We start from the raw sequence: 20,159 nt of genomic DNA on the forward strand, positions 1-20,159 counted from the left end.
TTTAAGCGTGCGTTTTGTTAACCTTTAACAGCTGCTTTAATTGCATCAATTGCTGTATCAATATCAATCATTAGCTTTTCACCTGTACGGCGGTTTTTAAGCTCAACTTTGTTTTCGTCAAGGTTACGCTCACCAATTACCAGTGTAAATGGCACACCAATTAGCTCCATGTCGTTAAACATAACACCAGGGCGCTCTTTACGGTCATCAAATAGCACGTCTAAACCTGCATCTTTTAAACCTTGGTAAAGGTTATTTGCAATATCAGGAATACGATGTGATTTGTGCATGTTCATAGGAACAATTGCTAAGTCGAATGGCGCGATTGATTTCGGCCAAATGATCCCGTATTGATCGTTGTTCTGCTCAATAGCAGCAGCAACAATACGTGAAACACCAATGCCGTAACAACCCATCGTCATGGTTTGGTTTTTACCACCTTCGTTTAATACGCCGGCTTTCATGGCTTCTGAGTATTTAGTGCCAAGTTGGAAAATATGACCCACTTCAATACCACGTTTAATTTGTAAAACGCCTTGGCCACATGGGCTCATATCGCCTTCAACAATATTACGAATATCAGCAACGTCATAATCAGTTACGTCACGATCCCAGTTAATACCGCTGTAATGCTCGTCGTCTTTATTAGCACCGGCAACAAAATCAGCAAGTATGTTAGCTGCTCTATCAACAATAATAGGCATTGATAAGCCAACAGGTCCTAATGAGCCTGGTTTTGCACCAATAGCAGCAACAATATCTGCCTCTGTTGCCATTTCAAGCGGAGAGTCTACTAATGGGTGTTTTTCAGCTTTTAACTCGTTTAATTCGTGATCGCCACGCAGTACTAAGGCTACTAAACCACGTACTTCGTTTTCATCAGGCGTACCATAAACGATTAACGTTTTAACTCCGCGATGTGGCTTAACACCATAGTGTTTTTTAAGTTCGTTAATTGTTTTAGCATCAGGCGTTGGAAACGCTTTAAGCTCTTTTGATGCTTCAGGGCGCGGCTCGCTTGGTGCCAGTGCTTCTGCTTTTTCAATATTAGCGGCGTAATCACTGCCATCACTAAATGCAATGGCATCTTCGCCAGATTCAGCAAGTACATGAAACTCATGAGACAAGCTACCACCAATAGAGCCTGTATCTGCAAGTACAGGGCGGTAATCAAGGCCTAGGCGCTCAAAAATATTACAGTATGCTTTGTGCATTGCTTGATAAGTTGCATCTAAACATTCTTCACTTAAGTGAAAAGAGTACGCATCTTTCATTGTAAATTCACGGGCACGCATAACACCAAAGCGAGGGCGACGTTCGTCACGTACTTTAGTTTGTACTTGGTATAAAGTAACTGGTAGCTGCTTGTAGCTGCTTATTTCTTTACGTACGAAATCAGTTATTACTTCTTCGTGTGTTGGACCAAGTGCAAACGTACGGTTATGACGGTCTGTAAAGCGCATAAGCTCAGGACCAAATTCATTCCAACGGCCAGACTCTTCCCACAAATCAGCAGGTTGAATAACAGGCATTAGCATTTCAATGGCACCAGCTTTGTCCATTTCTTCACGTACAATGTTTTCTACTTTACGTAGCACGCGTAAACCAGAGGGTAACCAAGTGTATAAACCCGAAGCGACGCGACGGATCATACCGGCTCTAAGCATTAACTGATGCGATACGATTTCAGCATCTGATGGCGTTTCTTTAAGTGTTGCGAGTATATATTGGCTTGTACGCATGTTTTTTCCGAAATAGAGTAATTATATTCTTTTAATAGAGCTTAAGTTTACCAGCGGATGCTTTTACACTAAAGCGCTAAGTGAGTTATTTAGTTTTTTTCTATGTTTGTTACTACGTTATGCGAGTCATTAACCTGCCAACGAATATTAAAGTTGTACAAAGTCATCCCATAGCTTTGCTCACCTTCTTTTTGTTTTTTGTATGCGGGGCGAGGATCTTGCTTTAATACATTGGCTATAAATTCTTGTAAGTCTGGGTACTGGGTTTGTGCATTAATAAACTCGATTGCTTGAGGGCTAAATTCAACCGTCATCTCGGTTTCTGGACGAGTATCGGCAAAACCAGCGCTGGCATCAGGCATAGAGTCTGAGTACGGCAAATACGGTTTTATATCAATAATCGGTGTGCCATCAAGTAAATCAATACCAGCGAGTAATAAACTAAGCTGGCCATTTTTATACTCAATACCTTCAAGCTTTACAGCGCTCATACCAATGGCGTTGGGTCTAAATGTAGCGCGCGTTGCAAATACGCCTTTTCGCTCATTACCACCTAAGCGAGGAGGGCGTACCATCGCTGAATAGCCTTTATCTGCTGTTTCGTGGAAACGAAATAGTAACCATATATGAGTGAACTCATCGAGCCCGCGTACAAATTCTTCGCGATTAAAATCGGGGGCAAATATAAGCTTTGCTTTAGCTTGTGGCACTAAACGCGGTTGCCTAGGTATAGCAAACTTTTGTTTATAAGGAGATTCAATGTGGCCAATAGCCGAAATGGTGTAATCGCTCATAGTACTCGGGTACAAATAAAATAGAGCGCTATTCTACCCGTATTTAGCGTTTATGGCATTAATGTAAGTAAGTTTATTGCTTATAGACCATACGGTTTAAAGTTATTTATTAGACTGATTGATTTATATTGATGTATTTAAAAAGAGCCTAAAACAAAAAAGGTAAGCCTAAGCTTACCTTTTATATACACGTTGAATATTAATTAAAACATGTACTGAACTGACACAGATGCTACATCCATATCTGGGTCAATATCGTCATCAAGTTTATAACGTTCGTACTCTAAACGAAATTGAACATTTGTTGTAAGTGCGTATTCAATACCTGCGCCGTAAAATGCATCACCACCATCTGTAGAGGCTGATACACTACCTACTGGTAAGTCTTGTGTGTAATCTGCATCCCACTCAAGCCAACCACCTTTTGCATATACAGAAAAGCTCTCTGTTATTGGGTACCCTAAACGTGCGGCAAGCGATACGCCATCAACTTCAGCTTTACTGCTAATATCACTTACTTCATCAAAATCTTGATAAGCAAGCTCTAAGCTCAAGTACTCGTTAAATTGTGCTCCAACATAGCCTTTAAGCATTTGTGCATCGTCGTCAAAGTCAGTGTCGTTGTCGCTATCTTCAAACTCAAAAGAATATTGACCGTAACCAATACCTGTATAGATACGTGGAGAATCGAAATCAGAAATGTCAGCGTGTGCTGCAGAGTTAAAACCCATTGTTGCTAAAGCAAGCGCAGAAAGAGAAAGTGTTTTAATCATTGAATAGCTCCTTTAAAATAATTTAAATGTTTGATTAAATTTATCAAACGACAATTATCTAATTGCAGCTAATATGCCAATTTCAAAAGAGGCTAATAAAACGCCATAACAACTACTTTTGTATTGGTTATTATGACGTTTAGGTTGTTTTGCAAACAAATTGAACTTTTCTATGATTTTACTTTCAAAGGCACGTTGCATGTTTTACAAAACATTATGAGTATTTTACATACCTATTAGGTACATCTCTAAAGTGTTAATTGGAATTTAAACTTTATGAAGCAAGTTTTCTGTTTCAATAGCTATTTCTTTCATTTTTATAGCGTAGTTTTCTAATTTAATATCTTCTTCGGTTACGGCTTTAAACGAAGGGACTTCTATTGGGTAGCCCGTTTCGTCCATAGCAATAAAACTAATAACACAATGATTTGTTTCAACCATATTTTGTGTTTTAGGATCGCCACAACGCACTTGAATAAATATTTGCATGCTACTTCTACCCGTATGGGCAATTTTAGCTTCTACTTCTACAATTTGACCCACGAGAATAGGGCGTCTAAATTTAACACCCGCTACCGAAACTGTTACACAATAATGACCACTCCAACCAGCAGCACATGCATAACCAGCTTGGTCAATCCATTTCATGACGGCCCCACCATGAACTTTACCACCAAAATTTACATCGGTAGGCTCGGCTAAAAAACGAAAAACAACTTTTGACGACGGCATAGTTAACACTCACATTTATTAAAACTATCATAAGCATAACGTAAAAAAGGGGCCGAAGCCCCTGCAATTTAGGATATGTTTATAATTTGTATGTAAAAAATGTGCTTAGTTAGCCACTCTGCGCATAATTTAGCTACATATTAGGGTAGTTTGGCCCGCCAGCGCCTTCTGGCGTTACCCATGTAATGTTTTGACTAGGGTCTTTAATATCGCAGGTTTTACAGTGCACACAGTTTTGAGCGTTTATAACAAACTCTTTACTGCCTTCTACTTCTTGCACTTCGTATACGCCTGCTGGGCAATAGCGCTGAGCAGGCTCATCAAATTTTACTAAGTTTACGTTGATAGGAATCGACGCATCTTTAAGCTTTAAATGGCACGGCTGTGATTCTTCGTGATTGGTATTTGATAAAAACACGCTCGAGAGTTTATCAAAGCTCAATTGTCCATCTGGCTTTGGATACGCTATTTTGTCAGCGGCGTTAGCATCAACAAGGGTAGAGTGATCGGGCGTATTATCTTTAAATGTAAACGGCAAACCGCCATTAAAAATGTTTTGATCAAGCGTGTTGTATGCTCCGCCTACAAACTTACCGAGTTTGTGCATTGCAGGGCCAAAGTTACGAGATTGATATAACTCTTTATAAGCCCACGATTGCTCAAAGGCTTTTTGGTAATTAGCTAAATCGGTATTTGCGAACTCACTTTGCAGCGCTTCAAAAATAACGTCAGCGGCAATCATTCCCGATTTCATTGCGGTGTGGTTACCTTTAATTTTTGCAAAATTAAGTGTGCCTGCATCACAACCCACTATTAAACCACCAGCAAAATGCATTTTGGGTAATGAATGTAAGCCGCCTTTGGCGATTGCACGTGCTCCGTATGCAACACGCTCACCGCCTTCAAGTACGCTTTTAAATACAGGGTGATGCTTCATGCGCTGAAATTCATCAAATGGACTTAAATGCGGATTTGAGTAATTTAAATCAACAATTAAACCAACAACGACTTGATTGTTTTCGCTGTGATACATAAATGCACCACCATTTGTGTCACCACTTAGTGGCCAACCTGTACCATGAACTACTTTGCCAAGCTCATGCTTACTTTCATCTATTTGCCAAATTTCTTTAAAGCCTAAACCGTAATGCTGTGGCGATGAATCTGCATCAAGCGCAAACTCATTAATTAGCTGCTTACCTAAATGACCTCGGCAGCCTTCTGCAAAAATAGTGTATTTTGCACGAAGCTCCATGCCGGGCATGTAACCATCTTTTTCATTACCGTCTTTATCGACTCCCATATCGCCAGTAATAATGCCTTTCACTGCTTTATCTTCAATTATTAAAGAGTGAGCACTAAATCCTGGAAATATCTCTACGCCTAACGCTTCTGCTTGCTCAGCAAGCCATCGACACACGTTACCCATAGACACAATGTAGTTACCGACATTATGAAATGTTTTAGGCGTTGCAAAGTGGGGGATTGATGTCGCTTTTTGTTCGTTATTAAACCAATAAATTTCATCGTTAGTTACTTTTGTCGTAACAGGGGCGCCCAGTTCTTGCCAATTTGGTAGTAATTCATCCAAAGCTTTGGTTTCAAAAACCGCGCCAGAGAGTACATGTGCGCCCACTTCAGACCCTTTTTCGACGACGCAGATCATGCACTCTTGTTGTTTTTCTTGTGCTAGTTGCGCGAGTTTAATTGCACTTGAAAGCCCTGCAGGGCCTGCACCAACAATAACTACATCAAATTCCATGGTTTCACGTTCGACCATAATAACCTCTTTATCTATGACGGACTTATTTGAATGTTTACTACACATTTAAATAAGGTGTACAGCCTATTATTAACCTTGCAAATTAAACGTTACAGACTGTGAATAGTTAAAGGTTATTTTAGGTTGACGTTTACGTCAACAGGAAGTAGTCTAATTTCATAAAATAAATAGGTTGACGTGCACGTTACCTTGTAGGTTTAAATAATTATGGAGTTCCTATGAAAGTTCTCGTACCAATAAAAAGAGTGATTGATTACAACGTAAAAGCACGCGTTAAAAATGATAACAGCGACGTTGATTTAACTAACGTAAAAATGGCAATGAACCCGTTTTGTGAAATTGCCATAGAAGAAGCAATCCGCCTTAAAGAAGCAGGCACGGCAAGCGAAGTTGTTGCTGTTACTATTGGTCCAAAAGCATCGCAAGAGCAATTACGCACCGCACTAGCGCTTGGCGCCGACAAAGCCATTCACATCGAAACCGATGAAAAGCTCGAGTCACTTCATATTGCAAAACTTCTTGCCAAAATTGTAGAACAAGAAGCACCAGAGCTGGTTATTTTGGGTAAACAGTCAATTGACTCTGATAACAACCAAACAGGTCAAATGTTAGCGGCTTTAACTAAACGTGGCCAAGGTACGTTTGCATCAAAGGTTGTTATTGAAAATGGCAAAGTAAACGTAACCCGTGAAGTTGATGGCGGCCTGCAAACGGTAGCACTTAACTTACCAGCGGTTGTTACAACTGATTTACGCTTAAACGAGCCTCGTTACGCATCACTACCAAATATTATGAAAGCCAAACGTAAGCCGCTTGAAGTAATAGCTGCTGATTCGCTTGGTGTTGATTTAACACCGCGCATTCAATTAGTAAGTGTAGAAGAGCCAGCTAAACGCACCGCAGGAATTATTGTTGAAGACGTAGCGCAGCTTGTAGAAAAATTAAAAACAGAGGCAAAGGTGATTTAAATGAAAACACTCGTAATTGCAGAGCACGACAACGGTGCCTTAAAACCAGAAACCTCAAAAACTATTAACGCCGCAGTAAAAATGGGTTTTCCTGTTGATGTACTTATTGCCGGCAACAGCTTAAGTGCAATGAGCTCACAAGTTGCTAGCATTGATGGCGTAGCTAATGTTTTAGTTGCCGATAACAGCGTGTATGAGCATCAGTTAGCTGAGAGCATGACCGATTTAGTTTTATCGCTTAGCGACAGTTACAGCCATATTGTTGCAAGTGCCACTACAACGGGCAAAAACTTTATGCCACGTGTTGCTGCGTTATTAGATGTTGCACAAATTTCTGAAATTATCGCAGTAGTGGACGCAGACACATTTAAACGTCCTATTTATGCAGGTAATGCAATCGCAACGGTTAAGTCACTCGATAGCAAAAAAGTAATTACCGTGCGTGCAAGTAGCTTTGATTTACAAGGCGAGCAATCAGCAGCCGCTGTAACAAGTATTGATACAGTATCTGATTCGCAATTAAGCAGCTTTGTAAGTGTTGAACAAACCGAATCAGAACGCCCAGAGCTTACAGCAGCCACCGTTGTTATATCAGGTGGTCGTGGTATGCAAAATGGTGAAAACTTCGCACTACTTAATGGCATTGCCGATAAACTAGGTGCAGCCATTGGTGCATCGCGCGCAGCAGTTGACGCAGGCTTTGTACCTAACGATATGCAAGTAGGGCAAACAGGTAAAATTGTAGCGCCTAACTTATATATTGCAGTAGGTATTAGCGGTGCAATTCAGCATTTAGCTGGTATGAAAGACTCAAAAGTAATCGTCGCTATTAATAAAGACCCAGACGCACCTATTTTTCAGGTAGCTGATTACGGTTTAGTGGCTGACTTATTTGAAGTACTGCCACAGTTAGAAAATGCTTTATAGCATCTAATTTAAATTTATTCTGGTTGAAAGCCGTGGTGCTCTTTGAGTGCTGCGGCTTTTTTATACGGTAAATTAAAGACACAAAAAAACCAGCCAATTGACTGGTTTTCAATATTTTAAACAGTTTACTTACTAATTAGTAAGTTGCGCTGCCTTTAGTACGAGGGAAGGCAATAACGTCACGTACGTTGCCCATACCTGTTACATAAGCAACTAAGCGCTCAAAGCCTAAACCAAAGCCTGAATGCGGCACGCTACCGTATTTACGTAAATCGCGGTACCAGCTGTAGTCTTCTTTGTTTAAGCCCATTTCTTCAAGGCGAGCATCAAGTACATCAAGGCGTTCTTCACGTTGTGAACCACCAATGATCTCACCAATACCAGGCGCTACTACGTCCATTGCGGCAACGGTTTTACCGTCTTCGTTTTGGCGCATGTAAAATGCTTTAATATCGCGCGGGTAGTTTTTAATAACTACTGGTGCTTTAAAGTGTTCTTCTGCTAAGTAACGCTCGTGCTCAGACTGTAAATCTACACCCCATTCAACAGCGTACTCAAACTTTTTACCACACGTTTTAAGAATTTCTACAGCGTCGGTGTAATCAACTTGTGCGAAGTCTTTATCTACAAACTCTTCTAAACGCGTAATTGCAGTTTTTTCTACACGTTGTGCAAAAAATTCCATGTCATCACGGCGCTCTTCAAGTACAGCTTTGAATACATACTTAAGCATGTTTTCAGCAAGTTTTGCGATGTCTTCTAAATCAGCAAATGCAACTTCAGGCTCTACCATCCAAAATTCTGCAAGGTGGCGAGATGTATTTGAGTTCTCTGCACGGAACGTAGGACCAAACGTGTAAATTTTTGACATTGCAGACGCGTAAGTCTCGCCATTTAACTGGCCAGATACAGTAAGGAATGCTTCTTTACCGAAGAAATCTTCGCTGTAATCAACTTCGCCTTTGTCTGTAAGCGGTAAATTTTGCATATCAAGCGTTGATACACGGAACATTTCGCCAGCGCCTTCACAGTCACTTGCCGTAATGATTGGCGTGCTGATCCAATAAAAGCCTTGCTCGTGGTAAAAACGGTGAATAGCTTGTGCTAAACAGTTACGTACACGTGTTACCGCGCCAATCATATTTGTACGAGGGCGAAGGTGAGCGTGCTCACGTAAGTACTCAATGCTGTGGCGCTTTGCCGACATTGGGTAAGAATCTGGGTTTTCTACCCAACCTAATACAGTCACAGTATTAGCTTGAATTTCGAAAGACTGACCTTGGCCAGCAGATTGCACTAAAACACCAGTAACCGACACAGAACAACCGGCTGTTAAGCTAGTAACTTCATCATAATTATTCAGTGAATTAGGAACTACCGCTTGAATAGGATCAAAACACGAACCGTCATGAACGGCTAAAAATGAAATTCCTGCTTTTGAATCGCGGCGAGTACGGATCCAGCCCTTAATTGTTACTTGGCTGTCTACCGCAACATTGCCTTTTAATAGCTCTGAAATCGCTAAATGGCTCATCTTCACTCCAATGATATAAGTTGCCTAACTATTTTATTTTAACTGTGCGCAACACTCGGGCATAAATTGCACATAAACGGCGCTGCACTTGAACCCTGTATCTTACCTAGTAAAGTTGAATAAAAAAACTATTGTGGGCAACTCTTTAAAAGTTTTTATGCATGCGGTTTATTTTTAAACAGTTTTTAGAGTTTAATTGCCACTATTGTTATTTGTTACTCTTAAATTTAATGATTTTGTGGCATTATTAACAAACAAATTAAATTAATATTTATTCACACTTAAAAAATCGATGCTATGAAACAAGTTTTTATTTTACGAGGACTACCAGGAAGTGGTAAGTCTTATTATGCGCAAAGCCTTGCTGACGAATTAGGTGGAGTTGACGAAAGCCAATACCTAATCTGCTCAACTGATGATTACTTTATTAATGAGCAGGGCGAATATCATTTCGATAAATTTAAATTGTCGCAATTTCATAATTTAAACTTAGCGCGTTTTATAAATGCACTTGCTCAAAATATGCCATTGGTAATTGTAGATAATACCAATATTAAAAAGTGGGAATTTATAGCGTACTCGCAAGCCGCTATTGCTTTAGGCTATCAAGTAAAAGAAGTGATAGTGGGTGAAGTGAAAGACAAATCAATGCAGCACTTATATGCTAAACGTAATTCGCATAATGTCCCGCTTAAAACAATAAGTAAAATGGCGTACATGTTTGAATGGTAGTCACTTTAACTATCATCTAAAATTTAGTTAAAGCGTTTTAATCGTATTGTAAAATATTATTTTAGTGAGCAGTGATCCAATCGCTGCTCCAGTTCGCCGTTATATTACTTTTCAGCATACTTCTGTTTAATCGCTAAAATCTCTTCTTGAACTGCAAAAAAAGCATCAACTACTGCGGGATCAAAGTGATTACCACTTCCTTCTTTAATAATGGCAAATGTTTTCTCTTGTGAAAATGATTTTTTATAAGGACGCTTAGATGAAAGAGCATCAAACACATCAGCAATAGCAACCACGCGTGCTGCAATAGGGATGTCAGTGCCTTTTAAACCATCAGGATAACCAGAGCCGTCCCATTTCTCGTGATGTGAGCGGGCAATAATTTCACCTAGCTTAATAACTTCTGAGTCAGAGCCTGAAAGTATATTAGCGCCTACAACAGTATGCTGTTTCATTATTTCCCATTCTGCTGCATCTAATTGACCCGCTTTTAGCAAAATATGGTCAGGCGTTGAGATTTTACCAAGGTCATGCATAGATGCTGAAAATAAAATATTTTCAACTGTCGTCTCATCTAATCCAACACTACGCGCGACGGCTTCAGAATATAAGCTCATCCGTTGAATATGCGCACCTGTTTCTTCATCTTTATATTCAGCAGCTTTGGTTAATCTATTTATTGTTTCAAGAGATGCATTTTTTAGGCTTTGCATTGCTTGTTTTAAAGATTGCGTTCTTTGGGCTACTTCAGCTTCTAATTGTCTCTGATAATTTGTTCTTAAATCGTTATAGTCTTTAATTTTAAGAAGGGATTTAACGCGCGATAACAACTCATTTTTGTCTACAGGTTTTGTAATAAAATCATCGCAACCAGCATCAATTCCTTTAACTCGCTCTTTTGTCTCTCTTAAAGCAGTAATAAGTACGATAGGTAATAGCTTTAATAAAGCATCTTCTCTAACACGGCGCGTTACTTCAAAGCCGTTCATACCCGGCATCATAATATCGAGTAAAATAAGATCGATTGGTTGTTGTGCCAAAATGTCTAATGCTTCTTGCCCACTAGTTGCTGTAACCGTTTTATATCCCTTGGGTTCAAGATAAGCTTGCATAAGTTCAATATTTTGTAGGTTGTCATCTACAACCAAAATTAAAGCATCGTCTTTCATTAGACTTTCCTGTGTATTAAAGTTTAAACCTAATCGGTTATTACTTTATGTATAAACTTATTTGTTGGGCGAATGTGCGTGTATCTATAGGTTTAGAAATATAAGCACTGTTAGGTATACACAGTAATTGGTCTATATCAGCGGGTAAAACAGAAGCCGTAACAAAAACAATAGGGATATTTGCCGTTTCTTTTTCACCTCGCAAAATTTTAGCAACTTCTGTTCCAGACATATCTGGGAGTTGAACATCTAATATAATAATTTTTGGAGTCTCACGCTTTATTGTCAAAAGCGCATCTTTTGCATTCATAGCAGTAAATACTTCAAAATTTGCCATGAGTAAAAGATCTTCCTCTAGCAATAGGTTATTTGCATTATCATCAACTACAACTATTTTGGATTTCATTATGCTTTACCACAGATTTTTGTTTAATTGGCAAAGTTATACGAACTGATGTGCCTTTATTAACACCTTCAGATTCAATAACAAACTCGCCTCCATGCAACTTTACTAGACTTTTTGCGATAGGCAGTCCGAGCCCTGTACCTTCTGTTAATCTAGAGTAGGGGGTCTCTATACGAAAAAAACCTTCAAAGATTTTTTCCATATTTTCAGCAGCAATGCCTATACCCGTATCCCAAATTATTATCTCTATTTCTGTATCAGTATGTCGTGTTTTTACGCCAATTTGACCCTCATCTGGTGTGAACTTCACTGCATTTGAAAGCAAGTTATAAAGTATTTGTTTAACCTTCAAAGAGTCAGCTTCAATTGGTGGCAAGTCATCAGCAATATCAAGGCACATATCTAATTTTTTCTGATTAGCGGTATCGGCTGTTAGCCCTGTAATTTCATGTAATACCTGACGTATCGGCAAATGAGAGATAGTCAAAGTCATTTTGCCTGCTTCAATTTTTGCCATATCCAGTATTTCGTTAATAAGTAACAGTAAGTGTTTGCCGCTCACCAATACATTTTTAACGTACTGCTTTTGTTTATCGTTTAAAGTGCCAAATGTTTCATCGTAAAGCACCTCAGAAAAACCATTAATAGAATTAAGTGGGGTTCTGAGTTCGTGTGACATATTTGCTAAAAACTCTGATTTGACTCTAGCCGCGCTTTCCAAGTCACTGGTTAGCACTTCCAGTTCTTTGTTTGCTTTTACCAAGCCTTCTTGAATTGCATTGCGTTCGGTAATATCTTCGATAGATAATAAAATTATGCGATCTTTCGACTGAGTACGTTTAATTTGCCTTGCGTTGAGCAGCATTGTTCGCCAGCCAATTGTTTTAAAATTATGCTCAACTTTGTAATCATCAAAGCTCGTTTTTTGAGGCAATATGGTTTCTAGTAATTCACGTAGCTTGGGAATATTCCATTGATTATTACCAAGGTTATATATTAATTTGCCGACGGTATCTTTGTGATTAGCACGAAAAAACTCATAGAATGAGCGGCTCGCGGTCACTACTCTTAAATGTTGGTCTAAAACAATCAGTGGTTCTCGAACCGTATTTACAATACTTTCAGAGTATTCTAATAGTTCTTTTTTGGTACTTATTTTATTCACTATCTAGTTCCTTTGTACCATTAAGGGCTGAACAACTTTATAAACGTTTAAAGGATAATTAGGGTTCAGTACTGCTGTGAATATAGCTTTATTTGCTTAATAAATTCGCTAAAATCAATGCTTAATGATGTGTTTTGCTGTGCGTGTGTGGTTTTAACTAATATAAAAGGCGTAACCTGATAAGTGATATCTGAGAGGAACTGTTAGAACATTAATCTTTGATCAGTAAACAGCAACAGTTGATTAATAGCAAGAGGTTCATAATATAACCTGCTATTTATTAATTATAGTGAGATTTTTAAGGTAGAAAGTATTAGTTTTTAGGTAGTAGGGCTTTAACAAGTCACGTATCTAAATTGATTTTTGCCTAGATAATAAAAATGTAAGGTATTAATGTTTAAAATTAATACCTTAATTAGCATTATAATCAGTCTATAAATTTGTAAACCGCTAGCGGGTGCGATGTACTTAATGATACATGTACGGCATCACCAGGGTTTACCACAACTTCATGGCTCACTCGGCTAGTTACAATAGTAGAGCACGCAAGTTTTACAGCACACAAACGGCTGCCACCTTCAAATCGTACCCATACAACTTCACCGTTATTACCAACGCTACTTTGTACAAGTAATACATCGTCTGGCCTAAGCAGTACATCAACATCGCCACTTTCACAGTCAACGCCGTGGGCTGGGGCATTACCAATTGAGGTAGTAGCTTGTCCGTTTTCAAAGTTACCAGCAATAAAACTGGCTTCACCTAAAAAGCGAGCTACAAAACGATTGTTAGGCGTACTAAAACATCGCTCAGGTGTATCAATTTGCTGAATTTCACCGCCTTTTAAAACGCCAACACGATCCCCAACAGAAAGTGCTTCTTCTTGGTCGTGCGTTACCCAAATTGCCGGAACGCCAGCATCTTTAAGTGCGTTTCTTATATCCCAGCGCAGCATGTCTTTCAATGCGGCATCAAGGTTAGAAAGTGGCTCATCTAGTAATACAAAGTCAGGCTGGTGGGCAAGCGTGCGCGCAAGGGCAACACGTTGCTTTTGACCGCCTGAAAGTGTTGCGGGCTTTTTGCCTCTAAAATCAGTAAGTCCAAGTAAGTTTATCCAATACTCAGCAGGGGCCGTATCTTTTAGCCTAAAGCAAATATTTTGCTCAACTGTTAAATGCGGGAATAATGCAAAGTCTTGAAAAACCATACCTACGCTACGCTTTTCTGGCGGCACGTTTAACTTTGGCGTTGCACGCCACTTAGCTACGTTTATTTCGCCTTCGCTAATAGGAATAAGACCTGCAAGCGCTTGTAAAATAGTACTCTTGCCACAACCCGTAGGGCCAACAAGCATAAGGATTTCACTTTCGCCTAGCGAAAAGTTTAAATTGTTTACTACGCGGTTACTGCCGTAATCTATAGACAACTGACTTACAGATAGCATGTGTTTTTAAATCCTTAATGTTCTAACTGGTTGCGTTTTTCGCCTGAGAGCATAATAGCTAACGCGCACGCAGAAATCACTACTAACAATAACCCTGGTATAGCGGCACGACCAAAATAACCCGCTTCGTAAACACGCCATAAATAGGTTGAGAGTGTTTCAAATCCAGTAGGGCCGAGCAATAGGGTGGCTTCTAGTTCGCGCATCGACTCTAAAAATACCAGTGCTGCACCGGCAATTATACCGCGCATAGTCAGTGGTAACGTAATTCGGGTAAATACTTCACGCGGGCTTGCACCCAGTACGCGAGCTGATTTTACTAAACTAGGATCTAAATGCTCGGTGCTAGTTCGAACTGAGCCTACCGCCAGCGGTAAAAAACGCAGCATGTAAGCAATAATAAGCAAACCTAGTGTTTGATATAAGAATGGCAGCTGTAATCCACCATAAACAAGGGCTGTGCCCATAACTATACCTGGTATACCAAAACCAAAATAAGTAACGCGTTCCATTACCTTACCTGCTTTGCCACTTAGTGCTGCATGGGCAACGGGCACGGCTACAATTACGGCAACAACAGCGGCAATAGCTGATGCATACGCTGAGTTCCATGCAATATTAAAGTCGAACGAGGTAAAGCCATCGCGAGCTAACCACAACGAAAATATCGCAAGCGGTAAGCCAATAGCTAATAGTAACACTGGCGCAAAGGTAGCAAACATGGCGCTTAGCTGCCATTTGCTTGGAAACAAAATAAGTGGGCGACCTTGTTTTTCACTGGCTGTTTTTATTTGCGATTCTATTAATAATAAAAAGCCAACAATCACCATTAATTGCAATGAGAGCATGGCAGCTCGACCTAACGCAAAGGCGTTGTATTCAACATATATAACACGGGTAAATGTATCTAAGCGCATCATTGCAGGTGTACCAAAGTCTGACAACGTATAAAGCGCTACCAGCAATGAGCCTGCGGCTATGCCGTTTACTACACGGGGTAATATGACTTTAAATATGCTTTGCGTCATCGACATACCCAGTGTACGTGCAGCGTTAACCATACTTGCATCAAGGCTTAGTAGGGACGAGCGAGTGGTCATCATTACAAATGGGAATGTGTATAAGGTCATTACAATGGCGGCGCCCGTTAAGCCATACATAGAAGGGGTTTCTATACCGGTTAACGTGTTTATTTCGCCGCCCGGGCCAAAGGCCGCGTATAAGGTAAACGCACCTATATAACTGGGCACAGCTAAAGGCGCTGCAAAAAATACCAGCCATAGTTTTTTAAATGGTAAATGCACATACGCACTAATAAAGGCCAGTGGCACACCAATTAAAATAGAACCTAAAACCGTTAACCCCATTAGGGCTAAGGTATTACCTAAAATTTTTAAATTATGACTATCAAAAACGGAACTGGCATCACTAGCAAGCACCATTAATATAAAAACAGGGGTAAGCGTAATGAGCGCTGCAAGCAGCGCCATTGGGTAAGAAGCGGGTAGTCGCATTATAAAACGCCGTTATTTCTCATCAAATCGATGGTAGGTCGTAAATCTGCCAGTTGGGTTAAATCTATTTTAGGCGGTGAAATATCAGCAAGTGAAGGTAATCCCTCTGGTTGGCTAATATTATTGATTAACGGAATTTCGTAAGCTTCAGTAGCCAAATAACCTTGCACTTCTTTACTGAGTAAATAACGCATAAAGTTAGTAGCAAGTGGATCGTCATTCAAAGCAAGCACACCGGATGCATTAACTAAACAACCTGCATCGTTTTGGGTAAAGGCTAAATCGAGTTTTGCATCGGGTTTGCCCGACTTAAGGCGCAGTGTGTAATAGTGATTAGCAAAACCAATATCTACTTCACCGCGTTCAACACCCATAACTACACCAAGTTCACCGGCGTAGGTTTTAGAACGTTTTTTAACTTTTTTAAGCCACTTAGCAGTTTTGTCATCACCTTCTAAAATACGCATAGCGGTAACAAACGATTGAAAAGACGCATAAGCGGGCGCCCAACCAATGCTTAAGTCGCTGTCGGCAATTTCCATAATACTTGTAGGAATTTGCTCTTTGGTTAAACGCGACGTGTTATAAGGCAATGTACGAATACGACCTGTAACAGGTGCCCATTCTTTATACCTAAATTGTGGCTGTAATTGGTCTGATAAATCAGTTGGAATTGTTTGAGCAAGGCCTGAATCGGTCACTAAACCAATGGCACCGGAATCTACCGCCCAAAAAATATCGGCACGTTTAACACCAGCCTTAGCCTCGGCTACGATTGTATTTGCAAGTGCAGCTGTTGGACCTCGGCGTATGCCTAATTTAAAGTCGGGATTTTTTTTCTGGATTGCTTGTAATACGTTTTCATACAAACCACCTTCGCCACGGCCTAAATAAAGCGTTAACTCGCCTTTAAGCTTTGGTAAATCATCAACCGAAACAGGGTTTGCTATATTGGCAGCTAGTGCGCGAGAAAGAGGAAGTGGCAATGAGCCAACAACCCCTAACGCAGCTAGGCCTTGTATAAAGGTCCTACGCTTCACTTAAAATACATCCTTACGCGACTTTTCAGCTTTTTCTATTAGCGTTTTAGCGCGATCTAATTTAGTTTGCATGTCACTTACCACATCACGTATATCGTCTACGCTTTTACTATTTTTAATTGCTTGTGGCAGTGTTACGTTAAAGTCTTTTTCCAGCACTTCAACTAGGTTAGCGTCTTGTTCAATAAGCGTACCTTCTACGCCTTCAAATAGGTGCAGGTAAGTATCATGAACAATATCTGTTGCTTCGTCTTGTAAACGCTCAGCAAATTTAGCGACTACACGGTCTAATTTGTGCTTAATTTCGTCAATTGTCGCACTTTGTGTCATTTCAGTAGTTGCAGTTGCTTTAACGCTCTTTAACAAGCCTTTTTGCTGGAATTTTGCAGCAAGCTTAACAGCCCCAAGACCCTGCCACAAGGCTATGTTCATCGCTTCTTGCTCTTTACGTACTTCAGCAGCTGGTTTGCCATTTTCAATGGCCATTTTTACGCCATAAATACCTTGCCAAATAGAAGCGTAAACAGGCACGAAATTAGTTTCTATTGCGCTGTGAAACTTAACTGATTCCCAATATTCAATTAAATCATCAGTTTTAACCGCTTTAGCGCCTTTGGTATCGTAGTCGTTTACCATGGTGTCAACTTTGCCAATCATCCATTCAACTTCTTCATTGTAACTTTTAATGTTTTCTTGAAGATGATTTACATGCTCGCCAATTGGGCCATTGGCCAATACTGGTTGCGCCATAAAAGCTGAAGCAAGTAAAAGGCTTACACCTAACGTTTTAGCCGGTTTAAATAATAAATTCATTGCAAAAGAGTCCATAAAGGTAATTGTAAATGATAGACATTATCATATAGTTAAAGATTAAGGAGATCAATAACCACAAACTGTCAAAATAGATAAAAACACTAAATGTAGCGGTTAGTTACACATTGTTGTCACTAATCAACAAATTAACGGGCATTGATACGCTTAATATGAGTATTTAAACGTAGTGTTTGCCTTCAATAGCGTTATAAATGGCATCACACAGTGTTTTTATACTCGCATCATCACTTATATACGGTGGCATAAGGTAAATTAGTTTACCAAAAGGGCGGATCCACACACCTTGCTCTACAAAATAAGCCTGAATTTTAGCAACATTCACATTGCCTGCTTTATCGGTAAGCTCTACAACACCAATTGCGCCTAAAGTACGTACATCAGCAACGTCATCCAATTCACTGCATTTATTGAGTTGTTGAAGTTGAGTATTTAGCTGCTTTATTCGTTGTTGCCAGTTTTGCTCGAGTAATAAATCGATACTTGCACACGCAGCAGCACAAGCAAGCGGGTTACCCATAAAAGTAGGGCCGTGCATTAAAACGCCAGCTTCACCTTCGCTTATGCCAATAGCTATTTTATCGCTAGTTATAGTGGCCGATAGCGTCATTGATCCGCCAGTTAATGCTTTACCAATACACATTATATCGGGCTCTATATTGGCGTGCTCTACAGCAAATAATTTACCTGTACGGCCAAAGCCAGTGGCTATTTCGTCGCAAATTAGCAGTACATTATATTGGGTGCACAATTTACGAACGCAGGCTAAATAATCGGGGTGATAAAAGTTCATCCCACCCGCGTTTTGTACAATAGGCTCAATGATAAAGGCGGCTACTTGGCTGTGGTTTGCTTTAAAGTATTCTTCAAGCTCTTTGTCTTCAGCTTGGTTAAACTCGCCCCCAAATTGACTAACCGGTGCAGGTACAAAAACGTGTTCAGGTAAAAAGCCTGAATATAAACTATGCATTGAGTTAACGGGGTCGCATACGCTCATGGCTGCAAAGGTGTCGCCATGGTAGCCCTTGTAAGGCGTCATTAATTTTTGTTTTGTTGTAATGCCTTGGCTTAACCAATACTGCAGCGCCATTTTTATTGCTACTTCAACACTTACCGATCCGCTGTCGGCTAAAAACACTTTAGTTAAACTCGGCGGCGTTATATTTACTATTTTTTTGCAAAGCTCTACCGCGCTGTTATGTGTAATACCGCCAAACATAATGTGGCTCATATTATTAATTTGCTCAATCATGGCGTTATTTATAACAGGGTGGTTATAGCCATGTATTGCGCTCCACCACGAGGCCATGCCATCGATTAATTGCTCGCCAGTTTCAAGGTGAATAATGTTGTGATTTGCATGTGTAACGGGATATACCGGAATTGGCTTAGTCATAGATGTATATGGATGCCAAATGTGCTCACGATCAAAATCAAGGTCAATCGCATTCTTTTTAATCATATGTAAACTTTAACTTGGTGGGCTTCGTTGACAATGGTACTTCAACTCGTAGACTAAGCCAATATCACCGCTGAGAAAAAATAAGAGAGTATTATGGAACTTGCACCTGTTCGTCACGATTGGACCCACGCTGAAGTTAAAGCATTATTTGAAATGCCATTTAACGATTTACTTTTTAAAGCCGCATCGGTTCACCGTGCTAACTTTAACCCAAATGAAGTGCAAATTTCTACTTTGTTATCAATTAAAACAGGCGCTTGCCCAGAAGACTGTAAGTACTGCCCGCAGTCTGGCCATTACCGAACCGATTTAGAACGCGAACGCTTAATAGAAGTAGAAAAAGTAGTAGAGCAAGCACGCCTTGCAAAACAAAAAGGTGCGACGCGTTTTTGTATGGGGGCTGCATGGTCAGATCCAAAAGACAGAGACATGCCATACATTTCGCAAATGGTTAAAGAAGTAAAAGAGCTAGGGTTAGAAACCTGCATGACGCTGGGTAAACTCACTAACGAAAAAGCTCATGAACTTCGAGACGCTGGGCTTGATTACTATAACCATAACCTCGATACATCGCCTGAGTATTACGAGCAAATTATATCAACCCGTACTTTTCAAGATAGATTAAATACCATTGACCACGTACGCGATGCCGGTATGAAAGTATGCTCAGGCGGAATAGTCGGCATGGGCGAGCAAGCAAGCGACCGCTTTGGACTACTTATGCAACTAGCTAATTTACCACAACAGCCAGAAAGCGTGCCTATTAATATGCTCGTTAAAGTTAAAGGCACACCGCTTGAAAACGCAGACGATTTAGATCACTTTGAATTTGTACGTACCATTGCAACAGCGCGCATTATGATGCCACACAGTTATGTGCGTTTATCGGCAGGGCGTAACGCCATGAACGAGCAAATGCAGTCAATGTGCTTTTTTGCAGGCGCTAACTCAATATTTTATGGCGACAAACTTCTTACCACCGAAAACCCAGACGCTGATGCCGATATGAACCTAATTAAAAAATTAGGCATGAACCCAGAAAAGCGTCACGACTATTCAGACGAAGCAGTAGAAGCTTCGCTTTCATCGCAAGTAGCCGACAAAGCAACCTCTGAATTGTTTTACGAAGCGTAGGCTTTTATA

The 20,159-nt window shown here is 40.1% G+C and carries 18 protein-coding genes; 4 read left to right on the forward strand and 14 right to left on the reverse strand.

The features are described from left to right. Window positions 1-17: 17 nt before the first annotated feature. The 5 genes from I6F49_RS02150 to I6F49_RS02170 form a co-directional block, all read right to left on the reverse strand. A complete protein-coding gene (locus I6F49_RS02150; RefSeq protein ID WP_197178162.1) occupies window positions 18-1,742 on the reverse strand; it encodes a proline--tRNA ligase in 1,725 nt (574 codons plus the stop codon). 89 nt (window positions 1,743-1,831) lie between these two features. After that, window positions 1,832-2,536: a tRNA (N6-threonylcarbamoyladenosine(37)-N6)-methyltransferase TrmO gene (tsaA, locus tag I6F49_RS02155; RefSeq protein ID WP_197178163.1), complete on the reverse strand. Its 705-nt coding sequence runs from the start codon at window positions 2,534-2,536 to the stop codon at window positions 1,832-1,834. Between the two features lie 203 nt (window positions 2,537-2,739). Next, window positions 2,740-3,309 carry an outer membrane beta-barrel protein gene (locus I6F49_RS02160; RefSeq protein WP_166419611.1) on the reverse strand — a complete coding sequence of 190 codons (570 nt, stop codon included), beginning with the start codon at window positions 3,307-3,309 and terminating at the stop codon, window positions 2,740-2,742. Between the two features lie 267 nt (window positions 3,310-3,576). After that, window positions 3,577-4,041, reverse strand: coding sequence for an acyl-CoA thioesterase (locus tag I6F49_RS02165; RefSeq protein WP_058550106.1), 465 nt, complete (start codon window positions 4,039-4,041; stop codon window positions 3,577-3,579). A gap of 133 nt (window positions 4,042-4,174) precedes the next feature. After that, a complete protein-coding gene (locus I6F49_RS02170; protein WP_197178164.1) occupies window positions 4,175-5,821 on the reverse strand; it encodes an electron transfer flavoprotein-ubiquinone oxidoreductase in 1,647 nt (548 codons plus the stop codon). A 221-nt stretch (window positions 5,822-6,042) separates the two neighbouring features. Between I6F49_RS02170 and I6F49_RS02175 the strand changes: the two genes are divergently transcribed. Together I6F49_RS02175 and I6F49_RS02180 are read left to right on the forward strand one after the other, a co-directional pair. Then, window positions 6,043-6,792 carry an electron transfer flavoprotein subunit beta/FixA family protein gene (locus I6F49_RS02175; RefSeq protein ID WP_197178165.1) on the forward strand — a complete coding sequence of 250 codons (750 nt, stop codon included), beginning with the start codon at window positions 6,043-6,045 and terminating at the stop codon, window positions 6,790-6,792. Beyond that, window positions 6,793-7,719 carry an electron transfer flavoprotein subunit alpha/FixB family protein gene (locus I6F49_RS02180; protein ID WP_166419608.1) on the forward strand — a complete coding sequence of 309 codons (927 nt, stop codon included), beginning with the start codon at window positions 6,793-6,795 and terminating at the stop codon, window positions 7,717-7,719. 136 nt (window positions 7,720-7,855) lie between these two features. On the opposite strand, the gene asnS is transcribed toward I6F49_RS02180, so the two are convergent. Continuing rightward, window positions 7,856-9,253 (reverse strand): asparagine--tRNA ligase, encoded by a 1,398-nt coding sequence (gene asnS, locus I6F49_RS02185; protein WP_024599551.1) that lies wholly within the window; start codon window positions 9,251-9,253, stop codon window positions 7,856-7,858. A gap of 297 nt (window positions 9,254-9,550) precedes the next feature. Between asnS and I6F49_RS02190 the strand changes: the two genes are divergently transcribed. Continuing rightward, a complete protein-coding gene (locus tag I6F49_RS02190; protein WP_166419606.1) occupies window positions 9,551-9,985 on the forward strand; it encodes an AAA family ATPase in 435 nt (144 codons plus the stop codon). A gap of 104 nt (window positions 9,986-10,089) precedes the next feature. Here I6F49_RS02190 and I6F49_RS02195 read toward each other — a convergent pair whose 3' ends face one another. The 8 genes from I6F49_RS02195 to bioA all read right to left on the reverse strand — a co-directional run bounded on the left by I6F49_RS02195 (window position 10,090) and on the right by bioA (window position 19,016). Continuing rightward, window positions 10,090-11,154, reverse strand: a complete 1,065-nt coding sequence (locus tag I6F49_RS02195; RefSeq protein WP_197178166.1) for an HD domain-containing phosphohydrolase — start codon at window positions 11,152-11,154, stop codon at window positions 10,090-10,092. A 40-nt stretch (window positions 11,155-11,194) separates the two neighbouring features. Then, complete coding sequence (locus I6F49_RS02200; RefSeq protein ID WP_197178167.1) at window positions 11,195-11,560, reverse strand: response regulator; 366 nt, start codon at window positions 11,558-11,560, stop codon at window positions 11,195-11,197. Beyond that, window positions 11,535-12,725 carry a sensor histidine kinase gene (locus I6F49_RS20550; protein WP_197178168.1) on the reverse strand — a complete coding sequence of 397 codons (1,191 nt, stop codon included), beginning with the start codon at window positions 12,723-12,725 and terminating at the stop codon, window positions 11,535-11,537. Before I6F49_RS20550 ends, I6F49_RS02200 begins: the two co-directional genes overlap by 26 nt. A gap of 427 nt (window positions 12,726-13,152) precedes the next feature. After that, complete coding sequence (locus I6F49_RS02210) at window positions 13,153-14,169, reverse strand: ABC transporter ATP-binding protein (RefSeq protein ID WP_197178169.1); 1,017 nt, start codon at window positions 14,167-14,169, stop codon at window positions 13,153-13,155. Window positions 14,170-14,183: 14 nt separating this feature from the next. Continuing rightward, window positions 14,184-15,683, reverse strand: coding sequence for an ABC transporter permease (locus tag I6F49_RS02215; protein ID WP_197178170.1), 1,500 nt, complete (start codon window positions 15,681-15,683; stop codon window positions 14,184-14,186). Beyond that, a complete protein-coding gene (locus tag I6F49_RS02220) occupies window positions 15,683-16,723 on the reverse strand; it encodes an extracellular solute-binding protein (protein ID WP_197178171.1) in 1,041 nt (346 codons plus the stop codon). The genes I6F49_RS02215 and I6F49_RS02220 overlap by 1 nt, the downstream gene beginning before the upstream one ends. Next, window positions 16,724-17,536: a hypothetical protein gene (locus I6F49_RS02225; RefSeq protein WP_197178172.1), complete on the reverse strand. Its 813-nt coding sequence runs from the start codon at window positions 17,534-17,536 to the stop codon at window positions 16,724-16,726. It abuts the gene before it with no gap. Between the two features lie 178 nt (window positions 17,537-17,714). Then, window positions 17,715-19,016 (reverse strand): adenosylmethionine--8-amino-7-oxononanoate transaminase, encoded by a 1,302-nt coding sequence (gene bioA / locus I6F49_RS02230; protein WP_197178173.1) that lies wholly within the window; start codon window positions 19,014-19,016, stop codon window positions 17,715-17,717. A gap of 93 nt (window positions 19,017-19,109) precedes the next feature. On the opposite strand from bioA, the gene bioB reads away from it, so the two are divergent. Continuing rightward, a complete protein-coding gene (bioB, locus tag I6F49_RS02235; RefSeq protein WP_138583949.1) occupies window positions 19,110-20,150 on the forward strand; it encodes a biotin synthase BioB in 1,041 nt (346 codons plus the stop codon). Window positions 20,151-20,159 lie beyond the last annotated feature (9 nt).

The sequence above is a fragment of the Pseudoalteromonas sp. SWN166 genome, from assembly GCF_015864485.1.
Classification (GTDB): Bacteria; Pseudomonadota; Gammaproteobacteria; order Enterobacterales; family Alteromonadaceae; genus Pseudoalteromonas.

What these genes read in the sequence shown, in the direction of transcription:
- I6F49_RS02150 (WP_197178162.1), bottom strand. Translation starts at nt 1,742, where the DNA reads ATGCGTACAAGCCAATATATACTCGCAACACTTAAAGAAACGCCATCA.
- tsaA (WP_197178163.1), bottom strand. Translation starts at nt 2,536, where the DNA reads ATGAGCGATTACACCATTTCGGCTATTGGCCACATTGAATCTCCTTAT.
- I6F49_RS02160 (WP_166419611.1), bottom strand. Translation starts at nt 3,309, where the DNA reads ATGATTAAAACACTTTCTCTTTCTGCGCTTGCTTTAGCAACAATGGGT.
- I6F49_RS02165 (WP_058550106.1), bottom strand. Translation starts at nt 4,041, where the DNA reads ATGCCGTCGTCAAAAGTTGTTTTTCGTTTTTTAGCCGAGCCTACCGAT.
- I6F49_RS02170 (WP_197178164.1), bottom strand. Translation starts at nt 5,821, where the DNA reads ATGGTCGAACGTGAAACCATGGAATTTGATGTAGTTATTGTTGGTGCA.
- I6F49_RS02175 (WP_197178165.1), top strand. Translation starts at nt 6,043, where the DNA reads ATGAAAGTTCTCGTACCAATAAAAAGAGTGATTGATTACAACGTAAAA.
- I6F49_RS02180 (WP_166419608.1), top strand. Translation starts at nt 6,793, where the DNA reads ATGAAAACACTCGTAATTGCAGAGCACGACAACGGTGCCTTAAAACCA.
- asnS (WP_024599551.1), bottom strand. Translation starts at nt 9,253, where the DNA reads ATGAGCCATTTAGCGATTTCAGAGCTATTAAAAGGCAATGTTGCGGTA.
- I6F49_RS02190 (WP_166419606.1), top strand. Translation starts at nt 9,551, where the DNA reads ATGAAACAAGTTTTTATTTTACGAGGACTACCAGGAAGTGGTAAGTCT.
- I6F49_RS02195 (WP_197178166.1), bottom strand. Translation starts at nt 11,154, where the DNA reads ATGAAAGACGATGCTTTAATTTTGGTTGTAGATGACAACCTACAAAAT.
- I6F49_RS02200 (WP_197178167.1), bottom strand. Translation starts at nt 11,560, where the DNA reads ATGAAATCCAAAATAGTTGTAGTTGATGATAATGCAAATAACCTATTG.
- I6F49_RS02210 (WP_197178169.1), bottom strand. Translation starts at nt 14,169, where the DNA reads ATGCTATCTGTAAGTCAGTTGTCTATAGATTACGGCAGTAACCGCGTA.
- I6F49_RS02215 (WP_197178170.1), bottom strand. Translation starts at nt 15,683, where the DNA reads ATGCGACTACCCGCTTCTTACCCAATGGCGCTGCTTGCAGCGCTCATT.
- I6F49_RS02225 (WP_197178172.1), bottom strand. Translation starts at nt 17,536, where the DNA reads ATGAATTTATTATTTAAACCGGCTAAAACGTTAGGTGTAAGCCTTTTA.
- bioA (WP_197178173.1), bottom strand. Translation starts at nt 19,016, where the DNA reads ATGATTAAAAAGAATGCGATTGACCTTGATTTTGATCGTGAGCACATT.
- bioB (WP_138583949.1), top strand. Translation starts at nt 19,110, where the DNA reads ATGGAACTTGCACCTGTTCGTCACGATTGGACCCACGCTGAAGTTAAA.